This is a genomic window from Odoribacter sp., from assembly GCF_985060555.1.
Genome location: NZ_CFKYFN010000066.1, coordinates 1 through 20975, shown reverse-complemented (window position 1 = coordinate 20975; position 20975 = coordinate 1). Strand labels below are relative to the sequence as shown.

Sequence of the window (20975 nt, the reverse complement as noted above, 5' to 3'; positions counted from 1 at the left end):
TATGAAATTCGATACGATTATAATCGGGGGTGGACTGGCAGGATTGGTTGCCGGTATTTGTTTGTCGAAACACGGACAACGTTGTGTCATTATATCTTCAGGACAAAGTGCCCTGCATTTTTCTTCCGGTTCTTTGGATTTGCTGAATGTGTTGCCCGACGGGACAGAGGTGGCTCATCCTTTGAAAGCTATCGGACAGTTGCAGGAACAGGCGCCTGCCCATCCCTATGTAAAAATGGGGATGGAGGTATTTTCAAGACTGACCGGTGAGGCTGAGCGATTTTTTGAGGAAGTCGGAATCCATATGAGTGGAAGCGCCTTGAAGAATCATTATCGGGTGACTCCGATGGGGACGCTGAAGCCTGCCTGGCTTACCTTGAAAGATCATCCGGATTGTGATGCTGCCGATCGTTTACCCTGGAAGAAAATAGCAATATTCAATGTCCTGGGATTTTTGGATTTCTATACTCAGTTTATCGCGGATGAGTTCCGGAAAATGGGTACTGAAAGTAGGATTCATTCGTTTAATTTCCCTGCTTTGGAATATTTGCGTAAAAATCCTACTGAGATGAGGTCTGTCAATATTGCCCGGATGTTTGAGAAACAGGAAAATCTGGACGAACTGGCCACTTTGTTGAAAAGGGAAGCCGGTGAGGTCGAGGCGATCGTGTTGCCGGCGGTATTCGGTTTGAATCAGGATACAGCCTTGGATTATTTACAAAAGAGGGTTGGAAAAGAAATTTGTCTCTTGCCTACTCTGCCTCCTTCTGTCCCGGGGATCCGTACACAGCAGCAATTACGCAAATGTTTCCAGCAAGCCGGAGGTGTATATATGCTAGGGGATACCGTTTTGCGGGCAGAACAGGAAGGGAATCGGATTAGCCGGCTCTTTTCTTATAATCACGGAGAGATTCCTTTTGTCGGAAAGCATATCATCCTGGCTAGTGGCAGTTATTTCAGTCAGGGATTGATCGCTACTTCCGAACGGGTGTATGAACCTGTTTTTGATTTGGATGTCACTTATCCGGAAGATCGGAATCAGTGGTATGGCCGGAATGCATTCGACCGGCAACCGTATGAAGGTTTCGGTGTGAAGACGGGAACCGATTTCCGGGGGATGGTGCACGGGCAGGTATTGGAAAATTTGTATGTGGCGGGAGCTGTTCTGGAGGGATTTAATCCGATTAAAGAAGGATGTGGTGGTGGGGTTTCTGTTTTGAGTGCTTTGTATGTAGCTGAACAAATTTTAAGTAAATAAAAGAGGTTATGAATCTTCAACAACATAATATTAGTGACAATAATTTCGAACAGTGCATCAAATGTACGGTTTGTACGGTTTATTGTCCGGTAGCGGCTGTCAATCCGGATTATCCCGGTCCTAAACAGGCAGGTCCTGACGGAGAACGCCTGCGTCTGAAGAAGTTCGGTTTTTATGACGAGACCTTGAAATATTGTATCAATTGCAAGCGGTGTGAAGTGGCCTGTCCTTCTAATGTGAAGATCGGAGATATCATCCAGGCGGCAAGGATTAAATTCAGTAAAAAGAAACCGGGAGTACGGGATTTTATTCTGGCGAATACCGATTTGGTCGGGACTCTCTCCACTCCTGTGGCGCCGGTTGTGAATGCAACGCTGGGATTGAAACCGGTAAAAGCGATTTTGGATGGAGTGTTGAAAATCGATCATCGCCGTACTTTCCCGAAATATGCTTTCGGAACTTTCGAAAGCTGGTATAAGAAACAAGTGAAAGAACAACTTGCTTTTCCGAAACAGGTGAGTTATTTCCATGGATGTTATGTGAATTACAATTACCCGCAGTTGGGGAAAGATCTCGTTAAGGTTATGAATGCCCTCGGGATCGGGGTGAGGTTGTTGGAAAAAGAAAAATGTTGCGGGGTGGCGCTGATTTCGAATGGTTTTATCAAACAAGCTCGGAAACAGGCTGATATCAATATCGGTTCGATTCGGAAATCGGTCGTGGATAAAAATATTCCTGTTATTGCCACCTCTTCTACCTGTACTTTTACGATTCGGGATGAATATCCGCATTTGTTGGGCGTGAAGAATGAAGATGTGAGAGAGCAGGTAGAGCTGGCTACCCGCTATATTTACCGCTTGCTGAGTCAGGAAACCGGACAATTGGAGTTCAGAAAAGATAAGAAACTACGGGTGGCTTATCATACTCCTTGTCATATGGAAAAGCTGGGGTGGGCTTATTATTCGATCGAATTATTGAAGTCGATTCCGAATGTGGAACTGGTATTGCTCGATTCGCAATGTTGCGGAATTGCCGGGACTTACGGTTTCAAAAAGGAAAATTACAAGACTTCGCAGGATATCGGTAATTCCTTGTTTAAACAGATCGAGGAATCCGGTGTGGATTATGTCGTAACTGATTGTGAAACTTGTAAATGGCAGATCGAAATGTCTACTTCTAAATGTTGTAAACATCCAATCTCGGTCTTGGCGGAAATGTTACAGGATTGAAAGAAATAGTTTTCTGGGAGTTGACCGGCCGGAGGCTTGTTTCCCGGTCGGTTAGGTTTGAAAACCATGGAGTGTGTTCAAAAATCGGGGATTTGTTTGTTATAAAACATCTTGTGCGTGATGAACTTTGAGTTCGAAAGGGTGTTTTTCGAAGCGAAATATTCGCACCGGATATTTTTAAATAAATTTACCAAAAATTTTCATAATTTTTTTTGGATATATGGAGTTTTTATCTACTTTTGTTTCGAAATGAAGATGTTTTATTTCATTTCAAAATAATGTGCGCCGAAAACGTTGTAATAACGAAAGTGATAGGTTTTTCTTAGAAACAATTTGAATCTTAAACTAATAGCTATGTGGAGTTTTTTAAAACCAGAGCCTCATCGGCCCTTGTTGTCAAAAGAAAAGATTGATCCGACGTATAAGCGTCTGCGTTGGCAAGTATTCATCGGTATCTTTATTGGATATGCAGGCTACTATTTAGTTCGGAAGAATTTTTCTCTTGCTATGCCTTATCTGGTGGATATGGGATTCGATAAAGGGCTTCTCGGGGTTGCTATTTCAGCTAATGCTATTGCCTATGGATTGTCTAAGTTTATTATGGGTGGGGTTTCAGACCGTAGTAGTGCCCGTAAATTCTTGCCCTTGGGGTTGACATTGTCGGCTTTAGCTACTCTTTTATTAGGTACGAAAGTGGGAGTTTCTTCCATCGTCTCTATGTTTATTTTGCAATTTCTGATCGGTTGGTTTCAGGGGATGGGATGGCCTCCGTGTGGCCGTGTTATGACGCATTGGTTTTCACAAAACGAAAGAGGAACGAAAATGTCTATCTGGAATTGTGCTCACAATGTAGGTGGTGCTTTGATCGGTCCGATGGCTGCCGGTGGTTTGGTATGGTTCGGTTCCTGGCAAGCCGGTACATTCTGGTTTCCGGCGGTGGTGGCTTTGATTATTGTGGTTATCGCTTATTCGTTGATCCGGGATACTCCGCAATCTTGTGGTTTACCTCCTATCGAAGAGTATCGGAATGATTACCCTAAAAATTACAGTGCTAAATCGGAGGTTGAACTGACGGCTAAAGAGATCTTTTTCAAATATGTTTTGAATAATAAGACTTTGTGGTTTATCGCGCTGGCCAATGCTTTTATTTATCTGATCCGTTACGGTGTATTGGATTGGGCCCCCACCTATCTGAAAGAGGTGAAGGGATATGATATTACAGAAATCGGTTGGGCTTATTTTGTTTATGAATTTGCTGCTATTCCCGGTACGATCGTATGTGGATGGTTGAGTGACAAATTGTTCAAGGGACGCCGTGCTTTAACGACCATGATCTATATGGTTTTGATCGCTGTTTCGATCTTTGTTTACTGGCAGTTCAGTGCTACTCCGCTGATGGATAGTATTTGTCTGATTGCTATCGGTTTCTTGATTTACGGACCGGTGATGTTGATCGGGGTACACGCTTTGGATCTGGCTCCTAAAAAGGCTGCCGGTACGGCTGCCGGATTTACCGGGTTCTTCGGCTATTTCTTTGGAACGGCCCTGTTCGCTAATATCGGTTTAGGTTATATCGTGCAGCATTTGGGATGGAATTGGAACTTTATCGTTTTGTTGGGTGCTTGTGCTTTAGCCTTCCTGTTTATTGCATTTACTTATAAAGAAGAACAATATCTGGTTAAAAACAAAAACTAATTAAATCCATGATTAAGAAGAATTTAACGAGTAGTATCATCCTGGTGATGATGCTACTGATCACCCCCTGTGTCTCTGCACAAACCTATCGGCAGATCAAAGGATGGTCAAAAGAAGTCAATGATCGGCTGGAAGATTTCCTGAATTCGACCATTACGATGAAGATTCGGAAAGTGGCGGTTTTCGATGGTGACGGTACGGTTATGGGACAGGTACCTCATTATTTGGCGGATGAAGCTTTATATCAATATGCCGACGAACATTTTAAAGGAAAAACGGATAAGTTTTCGAAAGAGAAAATGGCGATCCTGAACCGGATGGTAAAAGATGGAAATAATGTGGGGAAACCTTATGTCGAGGATCGGGTGCATTTTTTGGCAGGACTGACGCCCGAAGAAATTCTCGAAATGGGATATGCATGTTACCAGACTTCTTACCGGAACAAGTTCTATCCGGAAATGAAACAACTGATTGCCAATCTCAAGGAATATGGATTCGAGGTTTGGATTTTGACCGCTTCTCCGGAATTTTTATATCAGAAATTTCTGGCCGAAGAACTCGGTATCCCGGAGGTCAATATCCTGGGGGTAAAATCGGTGGTTGTCGGCGGTAAATTGACAGATGATATCATCTTACCGATTCCGCAGGATGACGGTAAAGCAAATGTGATCCCGACCTTTATTAAAACCCGTCCTTTGGTTGTCGGAGGGAATAGCCGGGGAGATATGGATATGCTCAATCAGTCTTGTGGATTGAAGATTGTGGTGAATCCGGACGATAAAACAGTGCGTGGGAAAGAAGACGGGCCGATGAACGGTTATACGGTAAAAGGCTATTGGGAAAAAGAAGGGGCTTTGATCGTGAAATGTCATGATGTCAGGGAACCCGGTCTGCGTTTCCATACAGAAGAATGGGGAATCCGCGAAAATGTATCTAATCCGAAAGAATAATTCAGGAATAGAATTATATAATTGATTTTACGTATAATTTATTTGATGTTACTATGAAAAAAAATTTTCTATTAAACGTGGTAATGTTGTGCTGTGCTTTATTTGTAGGTACATCAGCATGGGCAAAAACTGAAGACGGGGAAGCTGCTGCTAAAAGCGAACCGGTGTCAGCCAATGAAGAAGAATTATTGAACAAAATTCTTTCTAAGTTACCGAAAGTATCCGGTTATATTCAGACCGGTTATAATTATGGAGATAAGAACGGGGATAACAGATCTTCTTTCCAGTTGAAGCGTATGCGGGTACTTCTTGACAAAAAGATCTCCAATACGTTTGACTTCCGGGCTCAGTTCGAATGTTTTTCCGGTTCTACCGATGGCGGGGCTTACAAAAAGAAAGTCATTACTGTGATGGACGCTTTTGTCAGTGCTCACATTAACAAAGCCATCAACTTCCGGGCAGGACAATATTATCTGCCGCTGGGTTTCGAGAACTACGATATTTCTCCGGCTACTTTGGAGACTGTAGATTTCTCTAATATCTGTTATCGTATGGTATGCCGGAATGCGATTTCTTCTGCCGATCTGATCGACTATGGACGTGATCTCGGTGTGATGGCTTACGGTGATCTGTTGCAGAATCAGGAAAAAGGATTCAGCTATTTGAGCTATAATTTATCTTTGACCAACGGTTATTTGCCTACTTTGAACGATGACAACAGATGTAAAGATTTCGTCGGTCGTCTGACTTTCCGTCCTGTAAAACAGTTGAGTATTATGGGATCGTACAACTACGGTGAATACCAGGGTAAAGTCGGAGACGATGTTAAAAAATATCTTCCGATGAATCGGGTGATTGCCGGTGCCTGGTATTTCGACCCGAACGGTCTCGATCTGCGTGCTGAATACGGCCATATCAAAAGTAGCGAAGCTAATGTAGAAGAAGACGGTTTTTATGCTTTGGCCGCTTATCGCTTCGGAAAATTCCTGCCGGTAGTACGTTACGATATGTACCGCGATAAAACCAACAAGACCTCTGCCAACAACAGAGATGCTTACCTGGTGGGTTGTACTTACGAATTGATCAAGAACCTGAAATTCCAGGTTAACTATATCCACTCTATCTATACCGATAAAGTGAAAGATGCAGGTACGCGGACAGGAAACGGAAATAGTTTGCAAATCATGCTTTTGGCTAAATTCTAAGATTTGATTTACCTTTATTAATATCCTAAATTCCTTTATTATGAATAAATTATTTTTTGCAATGGCACTGCTTTTTGTAGGCATGTCAGTAAATGCACAACATCTCGGTTCAGAATACCGGTTGAAAAAAGTGATTCCGGTTGCCGGACGTCAGGGAATTGCTATCGATAGCAATTACTACTATGTTTCCGACACCAAAGTACTGTACAAATACGACAAACAGGGAAATCTGGTGATGAAGAACGATCAGCCGTTCCAAAATCCCGAAATTGCCAACCACTTCGGTGATATCGATATCTACAATGGAGAAATTTACTGCGGTATTGAAAAATTCGAATACGGACGTGGTTATAATATCGCCGTATCGATTTACGATGCAGAGACTTTGAAATGGAAACGCGATCTGCCTTGGTCTCCTGAATCAGGACAAGTAGAGGTTTCAGGTCTTGCTGTTGATCGGGAGAAAAATATGGTTTGGATGTCTGACTGGGTAGATAGCCGTTACGTATATTGCTATAGCCTGGAAACCGGACAGTACTATACCAAAATGCAATGCCGTCCTACTCCGTACTGGTGTCAAGGTATTTTCATCGCCGATGGAAAAATGCTGTTCACCTCTGATGATGGCGAATCTTTGTACAATATTCCTGATAATATCTATGTGGCTGACATCTCTGAAGTACACTTTACCGGTTTACAAGACGGAACTGAAGTGGTGAAAGAAACTCCGTTCAGCGTAAAACTCGATAAAAAGGGAAAACCTGTTATGCGTAAAGGTAAAATTGCAGGTGGTGCAAAAGCCGGAAGAGTTGAATTATTCCGCGAAATGAGTGATTTCCGCCGTGCAGGTGAAATCGAAGGACTCTCTATTGACCCGGTAAACGACGACCTCGTTGTATTGAACAACCGTGGTACACTGATCGTTCTCGGTATGTCACAGGGTCCGTTCGCTGAAGAAGGGTATACCGGTGAAATTCATGAACTTTATATCTACGAGAAAATTAAATAATTGTAGGGATAGATCCTGAATGATCTGAAAACAATTACTTTCAAATGAGATGAACGAGGTCTGTAGAGACCTCGTTTTTTAATTTATGCAGGAGCAGCTGTTTTAATCTGAGTCTCCTAAAAAATTCATAATTGACATATTGGCATCTAAAATAACAAAGATGTGCTGTAATTGATTCTTTTTTTGCCAAGTAGTGCAAACAGTAGATATCGGGTTTTGTACCGGAAGATCCTTGGAACAGGAACGAGGGGCCGCATAGGCTCTCCGAATACCCGACCGGTGGTGTATGACAGAAACATTCGTTCATTTGTCATTGAAACAGTGACCGATCTGAATCTTCTTCGCTTTAACCTCCTTCTCTTTATTACGTAAAAAACGAAACATTAAAAGTTTAAATAACGTAAAATTTATCCATAAAGACGGAGATGGGTAATTTTTTATATTAAAATAAACAAATATGTGGAGTTTTTTAAGACCGGAGCCTCATAGGCCCTTATTGCCGAAAGAACAGATCGACCCGACATACAAACGTTTACGGGTACAGGTTTTTATCGGTATTTTTATCGGATACGCTGGTTATTATTTAGTTCGTAAGAACTTTGCGCTGGCGATGCCTTACTTGGTGGAAATGGGGTTCGATAAGGGACTTTTAGGAGTTGCTATATCAGCGAATGCCATTGCTTACGGACTTTCTAAATTTTTAATGGGTGGAGTCTCTGACCGTAGTAGTGCCCGTAAGTTTTTACCCTTGGGATTGACTTTGTCTGCTTTGACGACTTTAATTCTGGGTACCCGGGCCGGATTGTCGTCTGTCGTGTCGATGTTTATCCTGCAGTTTTTAATCGGTTGGTTTCAGGGTATGGGTTGGCCTCCTAGCGGACGGGTGATGACACACTGGTTTTCGCAGCATGAACGGGGGACGAAAATGTCGATCTGGAATGTGGCCCATAATGTCGGTGGGGCTTTGATCGGACCGATGGCTGCCGTGGGGATGGCCTGGTTCGGTTCCTGGCAGGCCGGTACCTTCTGGTTTCCTGCTAGTGTCGCTTTGGTTATTGTGGTGATCGCTTATCTGCTGATCCGCGATACCCCTCAGTCTTGTGGTCTGCCACCTATCGAACAATACCGTAACGACTATCCGCCCAACTATAGTGCCCAGTCGGAAGTGGAACTGACGGCCAAAGAAATTTTCTTTAAATATGTATTGAGTAATAAAATATTGTGGTATATCGCTATCGCTAACGCTTTTATCTATCTCGTCCGCTATGGAGTGCTCGATTGGGCACCTACTTATCTGAAAGAGGTGAAAGGCTACGATATCAAAGAGATCGGTTGGGCTTACTTTTCTTATGAATTTGCCGCTATCCCCGGGACGATTTTCTGTGGTTGGTTGAGCGATAAAGTCTTCAAGGGGAGGCGTGCTATTACGACCATGATTTATATGGTCGCCGTCGCCATTTTTGTTTTTGTCTATTGGGAATTTAGTAAAACTCCGCTGATGGACAGTATCTGTCTGATCGCCATCGGTTTTCTGATCTACGGCCCGGTAATGCTGATCGGGGTTCATGCTTTGGATTTAGCCCCTAAAAAAGCGGCCGGTACGGCTGCCGGATTTACCGGATTTTTCGGTTATTTCTTCGGGACCGCCCTCTTTGCTAATATCGGTTTGGGATATGTTGTTCAGAATTTGGGCTGGAACTGGAATTTTATCGTGTTATTGGTGGCCTGTGCCCTGGCGTTCATCTTTATTGGATTCACGGCAAAGGAAGAACAATATCTAGTGAAACAAGCAAAACAATAATCACTTTATTTAAAAATCACAACTATGATTAAAAGATGGGTTTATGTAGCATTGGCATTCGGATTAGGTATGTCTGCGATGTCATGTGAAAATCAGAAATTTAATGATGTGAAGGTGGATGTCGACCGGGTACATGTCGATGAGCTTTCACCTGAAATGATCAAAGTGCGCGACTATGTTCCCGAATATGCGGTTATTGCACATCGGGGCTCTACTTTCTGGACACCCGAAGAAACGGAATCCGCCTATCGGTGGGCGAGAGAAATCGGTGCGGATTACCTGGAATGCGATATGCAGGTGTCGAAAGACGGAGTGGTACTGGCACTACATGACGATAACCTGAAACGGACCACTAACATCGAAACGGTTTTCGGAGAAACACTACCCCGGGAAATCCGGAAGAATTATTATATGAAAATCGGATACTCGGAGACAGAAGCCGAAGAAAAGGTAAAAGCGGATGAAGCGAATTTTGTTCCTAACTTACCGGCTTATTATACTTACGAAGAACTGCTGATGCTCGATGCCGGTAGTTGGTTCAATAATGAGAATCTCGAAGAAGCCCTGCCCGGATTGGCTAAAGAAAAGCAATATATTTCCACACTGGAAGACCTGATTATGTATTCGAAAGGGTATCGGTTGATCCGGGACCGCAATCAACCGGGAATGCCCCGGCAATATTCCATTGTCGGGAAAACAGGGGAAACGATTACCAGTCTGAGCGGTACTGCCGATATTGTGAAATATGATTTCGGGTATGAAATCGATCCGGTATGGGAAGCCGGAAATAAGAATATCCCGGGAATCTATATCGAATTTAAAGAACCCTGGCTGAATCCCAAAGGATTCGAACAGATCGTGTATGATGTACTGGCCAATACGCAGGATATGAATATTATCGAAAAACCGGAACCCGAGGACACGCCTTTTTATATCAACAACGGGACGATTAATGTAGGAAGTACCAACGGTAAAGTGATCCTGCAAACCTTCTCTTTGGAAAGTTTGGTCCGGGTGGCCGAGGTATTCCAGGGCAAAGTTCCCATGTGTTTCCTGTTGTGGAAAGGGACCGGTGCTACCGATCTCACTTATGACGATCCGCTGGGATATGCTTCTTTTATCAACCTGGGCGTAAAATATAAAGCACATTTTATCGGACCGTGTATCGCGGGGGCTCCTAATGATTATCCTGAATTGGATCAACCCTGGCAGGATTACCTGATCCATCGGGCGAAGATGAAAAACCATCCTTATACTTTCGATACCTATGATCAGATGGCGAAGTATTTCGGACAATATAATTTCGGCGTAGCCGACGGAATGTTCAATCCTCCCTATTTGGATGCTTTATTTACCAACCATTCCGATATGAGTATCAACTATATGATTACGCACGGATGGCGGAAGAGTCCTGCTTCCCAGACCCTGGTCGATGCAAGGGAAGTATTGAGAAAATTGGGATACTTAGATAATAATTAATTAGGGTGAATTTCAAAACTTTGTAAAAATGAATCAGATGAAAAAACAAATATTTTTCCCCGCCTTTTTGGTTGCGATCTTTTTATGGTCCGGGAATATTCAGGCTCAGGTTGAAGATGTGGCCAATCCGCTGTTGAAATATGTCAATCGGAACAATGGACTCAGATTTACTGCCGGAGGCCGTTTGTTTACCGATGTAGCTTATTATCATTCCGAATATACGCCGATGAAATCGGGGGCTGCTATTACCGATGCACGTATCCGTACTTCATTGAAATACAAACAATTCTATTTTTATGCCGATTTCGATTTTTCTAAAGGTTCTTTCAAACAGAAGAATATTTTCGGACAATACAACTTTAAAGAGAATTACCGGGGGGTACAGAGTGTGAAAGCCGGTTATTTTTGCGAGCCTTCTACGATGGCTTACAATACGAGTCTTTATAACTATCATTTTATTTCCCGTCCGGCAGTCGTCAATGCTTTGGCGCCTGGCCGAAGTCTGGGGATTACTTATAAGTTTTTCAATCAGAAGGTGTTGGCCGATCAGGGTATTTTTGCCGAAAATAAATACAATGATCAGATCAGCGGATTTCAGGGGTTTAGTCTGAGCGGTCGTTGGTTGTATAAGGTGATCAACGACGATTATATGACGCTGCATGTCGGATTGGGATTGCGTTACTCCCGGATAAATACCGGACGGGTAGTCGATGACGATGCTTTTAAAACTGAAGTAACTATAGAGTCGGCCATGGAGACTTATGTGGATGCGACTACAAAATTTCTGAATGCCGATGTCGCCTGGGCTAAGAATATTCTCGATCTGAATCCGGAACTCTTGTTTAAGACCGACCGTTTGTTCGTCCGCGGGGAATATCTGTATAAACGTTTGTACAAAGACCGGCCCGATTTTGAATTATTCACCAATCAACTGGGAGGAGTATGGAGTTGGACGACGCTGGATGCCTGGAAAGCCGGTAACCCGATCCGCAGTACCAAATTCGACGGTGGTTATGTAGAAGCCGGCTATCTGATCATGGGCAACCGTTATACCTACAACGACGAATACGGTTTACTGGACGGTATGAATGAAAAGAATTCGCTGGAAATCGTCGCCCGTTATAGCATTGTCAATCTCAACGATATCAATAAAGGAGATTTTTTCCTGATCGGAAAGCATGTTTTCTACCCGGGCGGAGTCGTTTCGGATTATCCTCCTGTCTCGACGAGTATCGGAGGGGGTAAAATGCAGGCGGCTACCGTCGGTTTGAACTATACACTGAATCAGTATATCAAGGTGATGGGGGAATACAAATACAGCCGTTTGAGTAATGTGTATTATCCGATGGATAAGAATTTCCATGAATTGCAGATGCGGTTGATGGTTTCGTTTTAGTTTTACCGGACAGCAATGATAAAAATCAGCGAGATACTGTCAGGAAACAGTATCTCGACAAATATACTTTTTAAGGAATGCCTGTCTGGATTTTTGCCTTATTAGCCTCCTTATGTTAAAATGATGTATATAAAACAGAAACAGGATCTCCGGCGGTTGTAAATGCATTGATGGCCGGTGGGGTTATGTGATAAAAGGTTAGGTCGTCTTTATAATGATTATTGTTTAAAATGATTTTTTTCCCTGACTTTTTAAAATAATAGACCAAAAACGGCATATCATCTAAAGCTTCACATTCAAAAATAAAATGGATATACTTGTCATTTTCGTAATAACGATTCATGTGTGCTATATCCGGTTGTAGAAAGTATATACCTTGAGGTGTTTTTTCTAATTTGCCATTATACGCGAACTCTTGAAAATCAATGTATCGGGCTGGGATTAATTCTTGCTCTGTAACTCTGTATAGCATTTGTTCAAATTCTCGCTGCCATAATATTTCATTATTGCATTTGGTAAATGGTTTTAGAGGCCGGCAGTTGTAATGAGGGTCATATTTTAAGTGTGAGTTAATCCGTTTTTTATTGCGATAATCCCAAAGTACGACTTGGTCTTCAAATGCAGCTCCATTAAAAATAAGTATCGAATCATTTAGTATTTCAAAAGAGTCGGCAAAAAAAGGTAATTCTTGCAGAGCAATTGGCATCCCGTTTAATTCCTGATCCTTCGCAAATCAAATCCAATGGCTTGGTGCTAAATTTGACTTTATAACAAGCATTTGAGCCTTGTCGGGTAGGAGTACACTGTTCTAAATTACCATCGGCACGGCATTTCAAGGAAAAGCCTGATTTGTTATTGGGACATGTACAGCTTACTGATTTTAGTCTATCTCCTTTGTTGTATCCTTCATCTTGTGCCAGTGCTTCCACATTGTAGCCAAGCATTTGTTGTAAAATTAGAGCGATCAAAACTAATAAAACTTATGATTTGGCTTAATAATGTAGCTGTTATTAATATTAGAAGCTAGCAAGACGAATCGTTGGGTAAAGTCTTTCAACCAGCTATTTTTTTTTCTTTTGGGTTTAATATTGTTTATCACAATAAAAATATGTCAATTTTAATAAAAACAAAAAATATTCTCAATTATTTCAAATATTGAAATCAAGTATTTTTTGTCCCTATTTGTAATATGGGAAGTAACTGTATCACGCATTCTGTTCCGCAATAGGTTTGTTGTATACAGTATGGATGTATCCTGTTTTCTAAGGGAATCTGACTTTTTATTTTTCTGCTGTGTAAGTTTTGCCACATTATTTTTACCTTTGTCGAAATCAATTTAGAAGAAAATTGAATACAAAGGATTTACTGCAAAAATATCTCTCTGCCCGGGCGGTGAAAAAGTTAACGGAGCTGTTAACTACCCGTAGTGACCGGAAATACAGACTTGTCAACAATGCCGGTTCGGTGACTTCCCTGATTGTCGGAGCCATGCGTATCACCCGGCCGGGGTTGAGGGTCGTTGTGCTGAACGACCGGGAAGAAGCTGCCTATTTTTATAATGATATATTGGCTTTGGCCGATGAAAAACAAATCGCCTTTTTGCCTTCTTCTTATCGCAGGATGATTAAAGAGGAAGAGAAAGATAACGATTCGGTCCTGGTGCGTACCGAAGTACTGAATAATATCCGGAATGGCGAAGTCGATACTTTGATTACTTATCCGGAAGCATTGGCTGAAAAGGTCGTCGACCGGGAAGTGCTTTCCCGCATGTCGATGGTGGTGAATCAGGGAGATGCCTTATCGATTTCTTTTATCGAAAATCTTTTGGTAGAATACGGGTTCGAACGGAATGATTTTGTCTATGAACCGGGACAGTTTTCGATCCGGGGGAGTATTGTGGATGTGTATTCTTTTGCAGAAGAACAGCCGGTCCGGATAGATTTTTTCGGAGATGAGGTCGAATCGATTCGTTTCTTTGATATCGAGACCCAGTTGTCCGATAAAAAGACCGGGAAAGTATCGATCGTTCCTGATCTCAGTGGCAAAACAGAGGCCGGAGGATTTAAACATACGGACTTGAGTTCCTATTTCTCTGTTAAACCGGTCTGGTGGATCAAAAATGGGATGTTCCTTCACGATAAAGTGAAAGCTTTATATGCCGAAGCCGGGGAAGAGCTCGTCACTTCTGCCGAAGGACTGATGAATTATCTCGAAGATTGCCATGTGGTGGAATGGGGACCGGATATGTATTTCCGGGGAGAAACGATAGACGTAGCCTGTGAGCCTCAGCCTCCGACCAACAAGCATTTCGATTTGCTGGCAGAGACTTTGCAATCCCGCCAAGCCAACGATTACCGGTTGTATATCTGTTCGAACAATGAAATGCAAATCCAGCGTATCCGGGATATTTTTAAAGATAAAGGATACGAAATCGGTTTTACCTGGCTGGAAGGCGTAATACATGAAGGATTTTCGGATTCGAATGAAAAGATTTGTGTTTATACGGAACATCAGATTTTCGATCGTTATCATAAATACCGCCTGCAGACTACCCGCATCCGGCAGGGGAGGGAATCGATCACCCTGGGAGAATTGCAAAATTTGCATCCGGGGGATTATGTCGTGCATATCGACCATGGGATCGGACGATTCGGCGGACTGGTCAAAATCAACAACGATGGCAACGAACAGGAAGCGATCCGGCTGGTATATAAGAATAATTCGGAATTGTATGTCGGATTGCATTCCCTGCATAAAATATCCAAATATAAGGGGAAAGACGGTGTTCCTCCTGTCGTGAACAAATTAGGAGGAGATGCCTGGAATAAACTTAAACAGAAGACTAAGTCCCGGGTAAAAGATATTGCAAGGGAGTTGATCGCCCTCTATGCCCGCCGCAAGAAAGAAGCTGCTTTTGCTTTTTCTAAAGATAGTTATTTGCAGGAAGAAATGGAAGTGTCGTTTATGTATGACGAGACTCCCGATCAGATAAAAGCGATCGAAGCGGTAAAAGCCGATATGGAAAAACCTCAGGTAATGGACCGCCTGATCTGTGGAGATGTGGGATTTGGGAAGACTGAAGTTGCAATCCGGGCCGCTTTTAAGGCTGTGGCCGATAGCAAACAGGTGGCTGTCCTGGTGCCGACGACTGTTTTGGCTTATCAGCATTACCATACTTTTTCCAGGCGGCTGGAAGGCATGCCTTGTCGGGTGGAATATATCAGCCGGATGAAGAAACCCGGAGAAATTAAGAAAATCCTGAACGATCTGAAGGAAGGCAAAGTAGATATCATAATCGGTACCCATCGGCTGACCAGCAAAGATGTCGTATTTAAAGATCTGGGATTGTTGATCGTCGATGAGGAACAAAAATTCGGAGTCGGGGTAAAGGAAAAACTGAAGACCCTGAAATTGAATGTAGATACCCTGACTATGACGGCGACTCCGATCCCGCGTACTTTACAATTTTCATTGATGGGAGCCCGCGATATGTCGATTATCCGTACTCCGCCGCCTAACCGTTATCCCATTGTAACGGAATTGCACCGTTTCGACGAGCAGCTGATCAAAGAGGTGATTCTTTATGAAATGGCCCGTAACGGTCAGGTGTTTTTTATCCACAACCGGGTCGAGACCATCCGGGATATTCAGGGCATGCTGCAACGGATTGTCCCGCAGGTGAAAACCTGTGTTGCACATGGACAAATGGAAGGCGAAGAACTTGAAAAAGTGATGCATGATTTTGTCCGGGGCGATTACGATGTTTTGATCGCTACGACTATTATCGAGTCGGGGCTGGATATTCCGAATGCCAATACGATGATCATCAACCAGGCCCAGAATTATGGGCTTAGTGATCTGCACCAGCTGAGAGGCCGGGTGGGACGTTCGAATAAAAAGGCTTTTTGTTATTTATTGACCCCTCCTTTGGATACGGTTAATTCGGATGCCAGGCGCCGGCTGAAAGCGATCGAAGATTTCAGCGGTTTAGGAAGTGGTTTTAATATAGCGATGCAGGACCTTGATATCCGCGGGGCCGGGAATATCCTGGGAGCGGAACAGTCGGGATTTATTGCTGAAATCGGTTACGAAACCTATCAGCGTATATTGAATGAAGCTCTGCTGGAATTACGCGAAGAAGAGTTCCCTGGAATGGAAACGCCTCCGACCGAACAAAAGCAGGCTTACGTTGCCGATTGTGTGATCGAATCCGATTTCGAAGTATTGATTCCGGATACCTATGTGGAGAATATCAGCGAGAGGATCCGGCTGTATCGGGAGTTGGACAATATTCCGGATGAGGCTGGCCTGGAGAAATTCGGGCAAGAGCTGAAAGACCGTTTTGGCGAAATTCCGGCACAGGTGACCGGATTGATGGAAATTGTGAGGATGAGACGCCGGTGTATGGATTTAGGGATCGAGAGATTATTGGTGAAGAATGGGAAAATGATCATGTATTTTGTCGGCGAACAGACTTCTCCTTTTTATCAGTCGGCCTTGTTTGCCGCTATACTGAGGTTTGTGCAGCTGCAAATTTTGCCTTGCCGGTTCAGTGAAAAAAATAATAAATTATCGCTCGTGTTTACAGAAATTACGAATATTATGAAAATGTCGCGTTATGTGCGGGAGATGTGGGAGAAAACAGAGGCAGGTAACAGATGATAGATCAGAGATTTGAATTTTAGGCAATGAATTTGGTAATCGATATCGGGAATACCCGTAGTAAATATGCTTTTTTTCAGGAAGACCGGCTGATCGGGGTAAACTATCGGTTGGATTCGATTCTTGAAGACATTCGGGTATGGAAAGAAAAAGGGGAAAAGGTTTGGATATTTCTTACCGGAAGTGGTCATATCGATTCCGAAATGCAGCTGGCTATAAAAGAGCAAGCCGATTACTGGCTGGAAGCTTCGCCTGCTTTGGAGGTGCCGTTGAAAATCGGATACGCTACTCCCGAGACCTTGGGATTCGACCGGATCGCTATTTGTGTCGGAGCAAAGAGTTATTACCCGGGGGCTTCCCTCTTGGTGATCGATTCGGGTACCTGTATCACTTATAATTATGTCTCGGCCGAGGGCGTGTTTCTGGGAGGAAATATTTCTCCCGGATTGGAAATGCGTTTCAACGGACTGCACCGGTTTACAGCCCGCCTGCCTTTGGTGACACCGACAGAAACCTATGGAGGAATAGGACAGTCGACAGAAGAAGCTATCCGGAATGGCGTGATGTCTGGTATGCTTTTTGAGGTACAACAGTATATAGAATGCTTTCTCGGACAATACCCGGAAGGACATGTGTTGATTACGGGGGGAAATGCACATTTTTTGGAAAGACATCTGACTCCGGATATTTTATTTTGTAAATATCTTAGTTTTGTAGGATTGAATGAGATCTTGAAATATGTTAAAAAGTCGAACTATTAGCTAAAATACAGGTGTTCCCTGTATATTAAAAGAAAAATAGTGATATTTTTGCAGAGTAAGCTTAGATAAGTAACTAACAAAACATTAAATACATCGGTTAAAAAAGATAAGATCATGAAAAAGATTGTGGCTTTAGCATTCGGTATTTGTCTTATGGGAGGGGCAGTCAGTGCGCAGACACTCGACTCCAAATACGGACTGGATAGTGTGAAAACGTTGGAGAATGCTTCTATTTATTCAGAATTTCTTAAACAAAAAAATTATAAGGAAGCTTTGCCTGCCTGGCGGTATGTTTTTAATAACGCTCCCAAGTTTCAGATGCTTACTTATACCAAAGGGGAAGATCTGTTGATCAATATCTATCAGCAGACAAAAGATAAGACTTATGTGGATACCTTGATGATGTTGTATGATCAATGGGCGAAATATTTTGGGGATCATCAAAGGTATGGAGAAGGTTATATTTTGGGAAAGAAAGGGGCTACTTTATATCGTTTCGGAGGGGATGATACTAAAAAAACAGCTTTTTCTTATTTGGCTAAATCATTCGAGCTCGAAGGTAATAAAACTCACCCGATCACGGTGCAAACCATGTTTTTCGGAGCCGGGGATCTGCTGAAAAAAGGAGAACTGTCGAAAGATGAATACATCGCTCTTTATATGAAAGTTTCCGGTTTTATCGATGATGGAATCAAAAATACCAAACAACCCAAAACGGTTGAAGCGTTCAAAACGATGAAGGGGAATGTGGATGCTATGTTTTTCAATGCCGATGTAGCAGATTGTGAAACCTTGAATAACTTGCTTTCTGCAAAATACGAAGCCAATAAGGAAGATGTCGCTAACTTGAAAGAGGTGGCTTCTCTGTTACGGCGGAGCGAATGTGTCGATTTGCCTTTATATGCAACTGTAGCTGAGCAATTGTACCAATTGGATCCGACTGCTGATGCGGCTTATAGCTTGGCTATCATGTTCCTGAAACGTCAGGAATTCGATAAAACCGAAGGTTATCTGAAAGAAGCGATCGCGAAATCCGAAGATAACGAGGCTAAAGCTGAATATTACCTGAAAATGGCTCAGTTGCAATTGGCTAAAAAGCAATATCAGGCGACTAAGACTAATGCGCTGGAAGTGCTGAAACTTAATCCGAACAACGGAACCGCATTGATGCTGATCGGAAAAGCCTATGCCAATTCGGCCTCCAATTACGGAGAAGACGATTTTGACCACGCATCCGTATTCTGGGCTGCTGTCGATAAATTCCAAAAAGCAAAACAAGTGGATCCTGCTATGACAGAAGAAGCGGATAAATTGATCGGAATTTATTCCCAACATTTCCCGAGTAAAGACGAGGCTTTCTTCCGTAGTGTTACCGATGGAGCAACCGTTAAAATCGGTAGTTGGATCAACGAATCGACCAAAGCACGTTTCAGAAAATAGTAAGTCGTATATTAATGAGTGTTTCTTCACGTATACTTTATATGAAAAGCATTATTGTTCTTCTGGGAGCAATAATGCTTTTAGCATGTAAAAATGATATCAAAGAAGTCAATGCATTGGCTGAGCGGGAGAAACGTCCCGATATGACCGGTGAAAACCTGGAATTGGTCTATTCCGATTCTGCCCGGATCAAATACAGGGTATTGGCCCCGGAATACATAAAAGTAAATAGGGAAAAAGAAAAATATGAAGAGTTTCCGAAAGGAATCCATGTACTTTCTTATGATCCTGCAGGAAAGATGATCGGTTCGATTAAAGCGAAATATGCCAAAAAGCTGGAAGATGAAATGCTTTGGGAGGCGCGTAATGAAGTGGTGATAATCAATGCAGAGGGGAAAAAGCTCGAAACCGAATTACTCTATTGGGATATGAAAAAAGAATTGATCTATTCCGACCGTTATGTCAAGTTGAGTGCCGACGGACAAATTATCGAAGGTAATAACGGCTTCCATTCCGATCAGAATCTGAATCATCCGGTGTTTGAGAATATTTCAGGTAGTATCGAAGTTGAAAAGCAACAACGTAAGCAATGACAGCAACCCTTTCGGTGATATTGATTTGTCTTCTGTTATCTGCATTCTTTTCGGGAATGGAGATCGCTTTCCTGACTTCTAATAAATTACGGATCGAGATCGATAAGTCTAAAAAAGGAGTCACTCAGGCTCTCATCGATCTGTTCATTTCGCATTCCGGGATGTATATTACGACTTTATTGGTAGGTAATAATGTCGTCATGGTGATCTACGGTATTTTTATGTCCGATCTGCTGGTCAAACAGTTCGAATTTTTACATTTATCGATCGGGGTCGAACTGTTTGTCGAGACCCTCGTTTCGACTCTGATCATTTTGGTTTTTGCTGAATTTTTGCCGAAGACCGTATTCCGCTTACGGTCTAATCTGTTTTTGAAGTTATTTTCTGTTCCTGTTTTTTTGTTTTATCTGTTGTTTTTTCCGTTGTCTTATTTTTCGGTGTGGTTAGGAGGATGGTTGCTGCGGATTTTTACCGGACGGAAATTAGGGCATAAAGAACCCAACCGGGCTTTTGGAAAAGTAGATTTGAACAACCTGATCGAGGAAGGAGAAGTCAATGCTCGGCAGGAGGAGGAAATGCACGAGATCAAACTTTTTCGGAATGCACTCGATTTTTCCGAAGTGAAGCTGAGGGAGTGTATCGTTCCCCGCCCTGATGTCGTAGCCTTGTCTATCGACAGTTCGATCGAAGAGTTGACCCAACTCTTTATCGATACCGGATTGTCCCGGATTTTGATTTATAAAGAAAGTATCGACGATATTATCGGTTATGTTCATATATCGACTCTTTTCAAAGATCCTCCGACGATTGCCAAAGCGTTGAGCCGGGTATTGATCGTACCTGAGACGATGTCTGCACAACGGCTGTTGAATTTGTTTATCCGGGATCAGAAAAGTGTTGCCGTTGTCGTCGATGAGTTCGGTATTACGGCCGGGATCGTTACTATCGAAGATATTATGGAGGAAATTTTCGGAGAGATTGAAGATGAACACGATCACCTCAATTTGAAAGAAGTGATGATTTCCGAACAAGAATATATCTTTTCAGGACGTTTGGAGGTGGATTACTTAAATGAAAAATATCACCTGGATCTGGAAGAGCGTGAAGAGTATGAAACGCTTGCCGGTTTGGTGTTGTATTTCAATCAAAGTATTCCTCAGGAAGGGGAAACTATTGTTGTAAATAATTTAACATTTAAAATATTGAGTGTTAAAAATGCAAGAATAGAGGAAATCAAAGTGTGTATGTGATTTTTTATCTTTTTTGCCGTAGAATGCTAAATATAGGTTAGGGGGAAAGGGAATGTGCATTAGGTGTTGTTTTCCTGATGAAAAAATGAAATTTTCGAATACGAACAAGACCTGTGGAATTAGCATAAGGCGGCCGTTCGGAAATAGGTAGGGATATTCAGTAAATGTCCCTATAAAATACAATGGCATATGAAGATGCCCCAGTATAATCACTTCATATGTCATTTTTATTGTCATTTTTCTGTAT

15 protein-coding genes are annotated in these 20975 nt (G+C 42.5%); 14 read left to right on the top strand and 1 reads right to left on the bottom strand.

The window, feature by feature from the left end; genetic code table 11:
* Position 1 precedes the first annotated feature (1 nt).
* From glpB to AC5RDS_RS08910, 9 genes are all read left to right on the top strand, one after another.
* Positions 2–1258 (top strand): glycerol-3-phosphate dehydrogenase subunit GlpB, encoded by a 1257-nt coding sequence (gene glpB / locus AC5RDS_RS08950; protein ID WP_046402317.1) that lies wholly within the window; start codon positions 2–4, stop codon positions 1256–1258.
* An 8-nt stretch (positions 1259–1266) separates the two neighbouring features.
* Entirely contained in the window at positions 1267–2487 is a 1221-nt protein-coding gene (gene glpC, locus AC5RDS_RS08945) for an anaerobic glycerol-3-phosphate dehydrogenase subunit GlpC (protein ID WP_013613475.1), read from the top strand.
* 354 nt (positions 2488–2841) lie between these two features.
* A complete protein-coding gene (gene glpT / locus AC5RDS_RS08940) occupies positions 2842–4182 on the top strand; it encodes a glycerol-3-phosphate transporter (protein ID WP_013613477.1) in 1341 nt (446 codons plus the stop codon).
* An 8-nt stretch (positions 4183–4190) separates the two neighbouring features.
* Positions 4191–5132 (top strand): HAD family hydrolase, encoded by a 942-nt coding sequence (locus AC5RDS_RS08935; RefSeq protein ID WP_013613478.1) that lies wholly within the window; start codon positions 4191–4193, stop codon positions 5130–5132.
* 53 nt (positions 5133–5185) lie between these two features.
* Positions 5186–6337: a porin gene (locus tag AC5RDS_RS08930; RefSeq protein WP_041557022.1), complete on the top strand. Its 1152-nt coding sequence runs from the start codon at positions 5186–5188 to the stop codon at positions 6335–6337.
* Positions 6338–6377: 40 nt separating this feature from the next.
* Positions 6378–7346 carry a YncE family protein gene (locus AC5RDS_RS08925; RefSeq protein WP_013613480.1) on the top strand — a complete coding sequence of 323 codons (969 nt, stop codon included), beginning with the start codon at positions 6378–6380 and terminating at the stop codon, positions 7344–7346.
* 457 nt (positions 7347–7803) lie between these two features.
* On the top strand, positions 7804–9147 hold the full coding sequence (gene glpT, locus AC5RDS_RS08920) for a glycerol-3-phosphate transporter (protein WP_202194645.1): 1344 nt from the start codon (positions 7804–7806) through the stop codon (positions 9145–9147).
* Positions 9148–9171: 24 nt separating this feature from the next.
* Positions 9172–10626, top strand: coding sequence for a glycerophosphodiester phosphodiesterase family protein (locus AC5RDS_RS08915; RefSeq protein WP_494222309.1), 1455 nt, complete (start codon positions 9172–9174; stop codon positions 10624–10626).
* 37 nt (positions 10627–10663) lie between these two features.
* Positions 10664–12022, top strand: coding sequence for a porin (locus tag AC5RDS_RS08910; protein ID WP_046403010.1), 1359 nt, complete (start codon positions 10664–10666; stop codon positions 12020–12022).
* Positions 12023–12137: 115 nt separating this feature from the next.
* On the opposite strand, the gene AC5RDS_RS08905 is transcribed toward AC5RDS_RS08910, so the two are convergent.
* Positions 12138–12728: a 6-bladed beta-propeller gene (locus AC5RDS_RS08905; RefSeq protein ID WP_118113206.1), complete on the bottom strand. Its 591-nt coding sequence runs from the start codon at positions 12726–12728 to the stop codon at positions 12138–12140.
* A gap of 641 nt (positions 12729–13369) precedes the next feature.
* On the opposite strand from AC5RDS_RS08905, the gene mfd reads away from it, so the two are divergent.
* The 5 genes from mfd to AC5RDS_RS08880 all read left to right on the top strand — a co-directional run bounded on the left by mfd (position 13370) and on the right by AC5RDS_RS08880 (position 20728).
* Complete coding sequence (gene mfd / locus AC5RDS_RS08900; RefSeq protein ID WP_118113207.1) at positions 13370–16684, top strand: transcription-repair coupling factor; 3315 nt, start codon at positions 13370–13372, stop codon at positions 16682–16684.
* A 26-nt stretch (positions 16685–16710) separates the two neighbouring features.
* Positions 16711–17445 (top strand): type III pantothenate kinase, encoded by a 735-nt coding sequence (locus AC5RDS_RS08895; protein WP_013613487.1) that lies wholly within the window; start codon positions 16711–16713, stop codon positions 17443–17445.
* 114 nt (positions 17446–17559) lie between these two features.
* Positions 17560–18885: a tetratricopeptide repeat protein gene (locus AC5RDS_RS08890; protein ID WP_494222308.1), complete on the top strand. Its 1326-nt coding sequence runs from the start codon at positions 17560–17562 to the stop codon at positions 18883–18885.
* 41 nt (positions 18886–18926) lie between these two features.
* Positions 18927–19478, top strand: a complete 552-nt coding sequence (lptC, locus tag AC5RDS_RS08885; RefSeq protein WP_228026209.1) for an LPS export ABC transporter periplasmic protein LptC — start codon at positions 18927–18929, stop codon at positions 19476–19478.
* Positions 19475–20728 carry a hemolysin family protein gene (locus AC5RDS_RS08880; RefSeq protein ID WP_013613490.1) on the top strand — a complete coding sequence of 418 codons (1254 nt, stop codon included), beginning with the start codon at positions 19475–19477 and terminating at the stop codon, positions 20726–20728. Before lptC ends, AC5RDS_RS08880 begins: the two co-directional genes overlap by 4 nt.
* Positions 20729–20975: the final 247 nt, after the last annotated feature.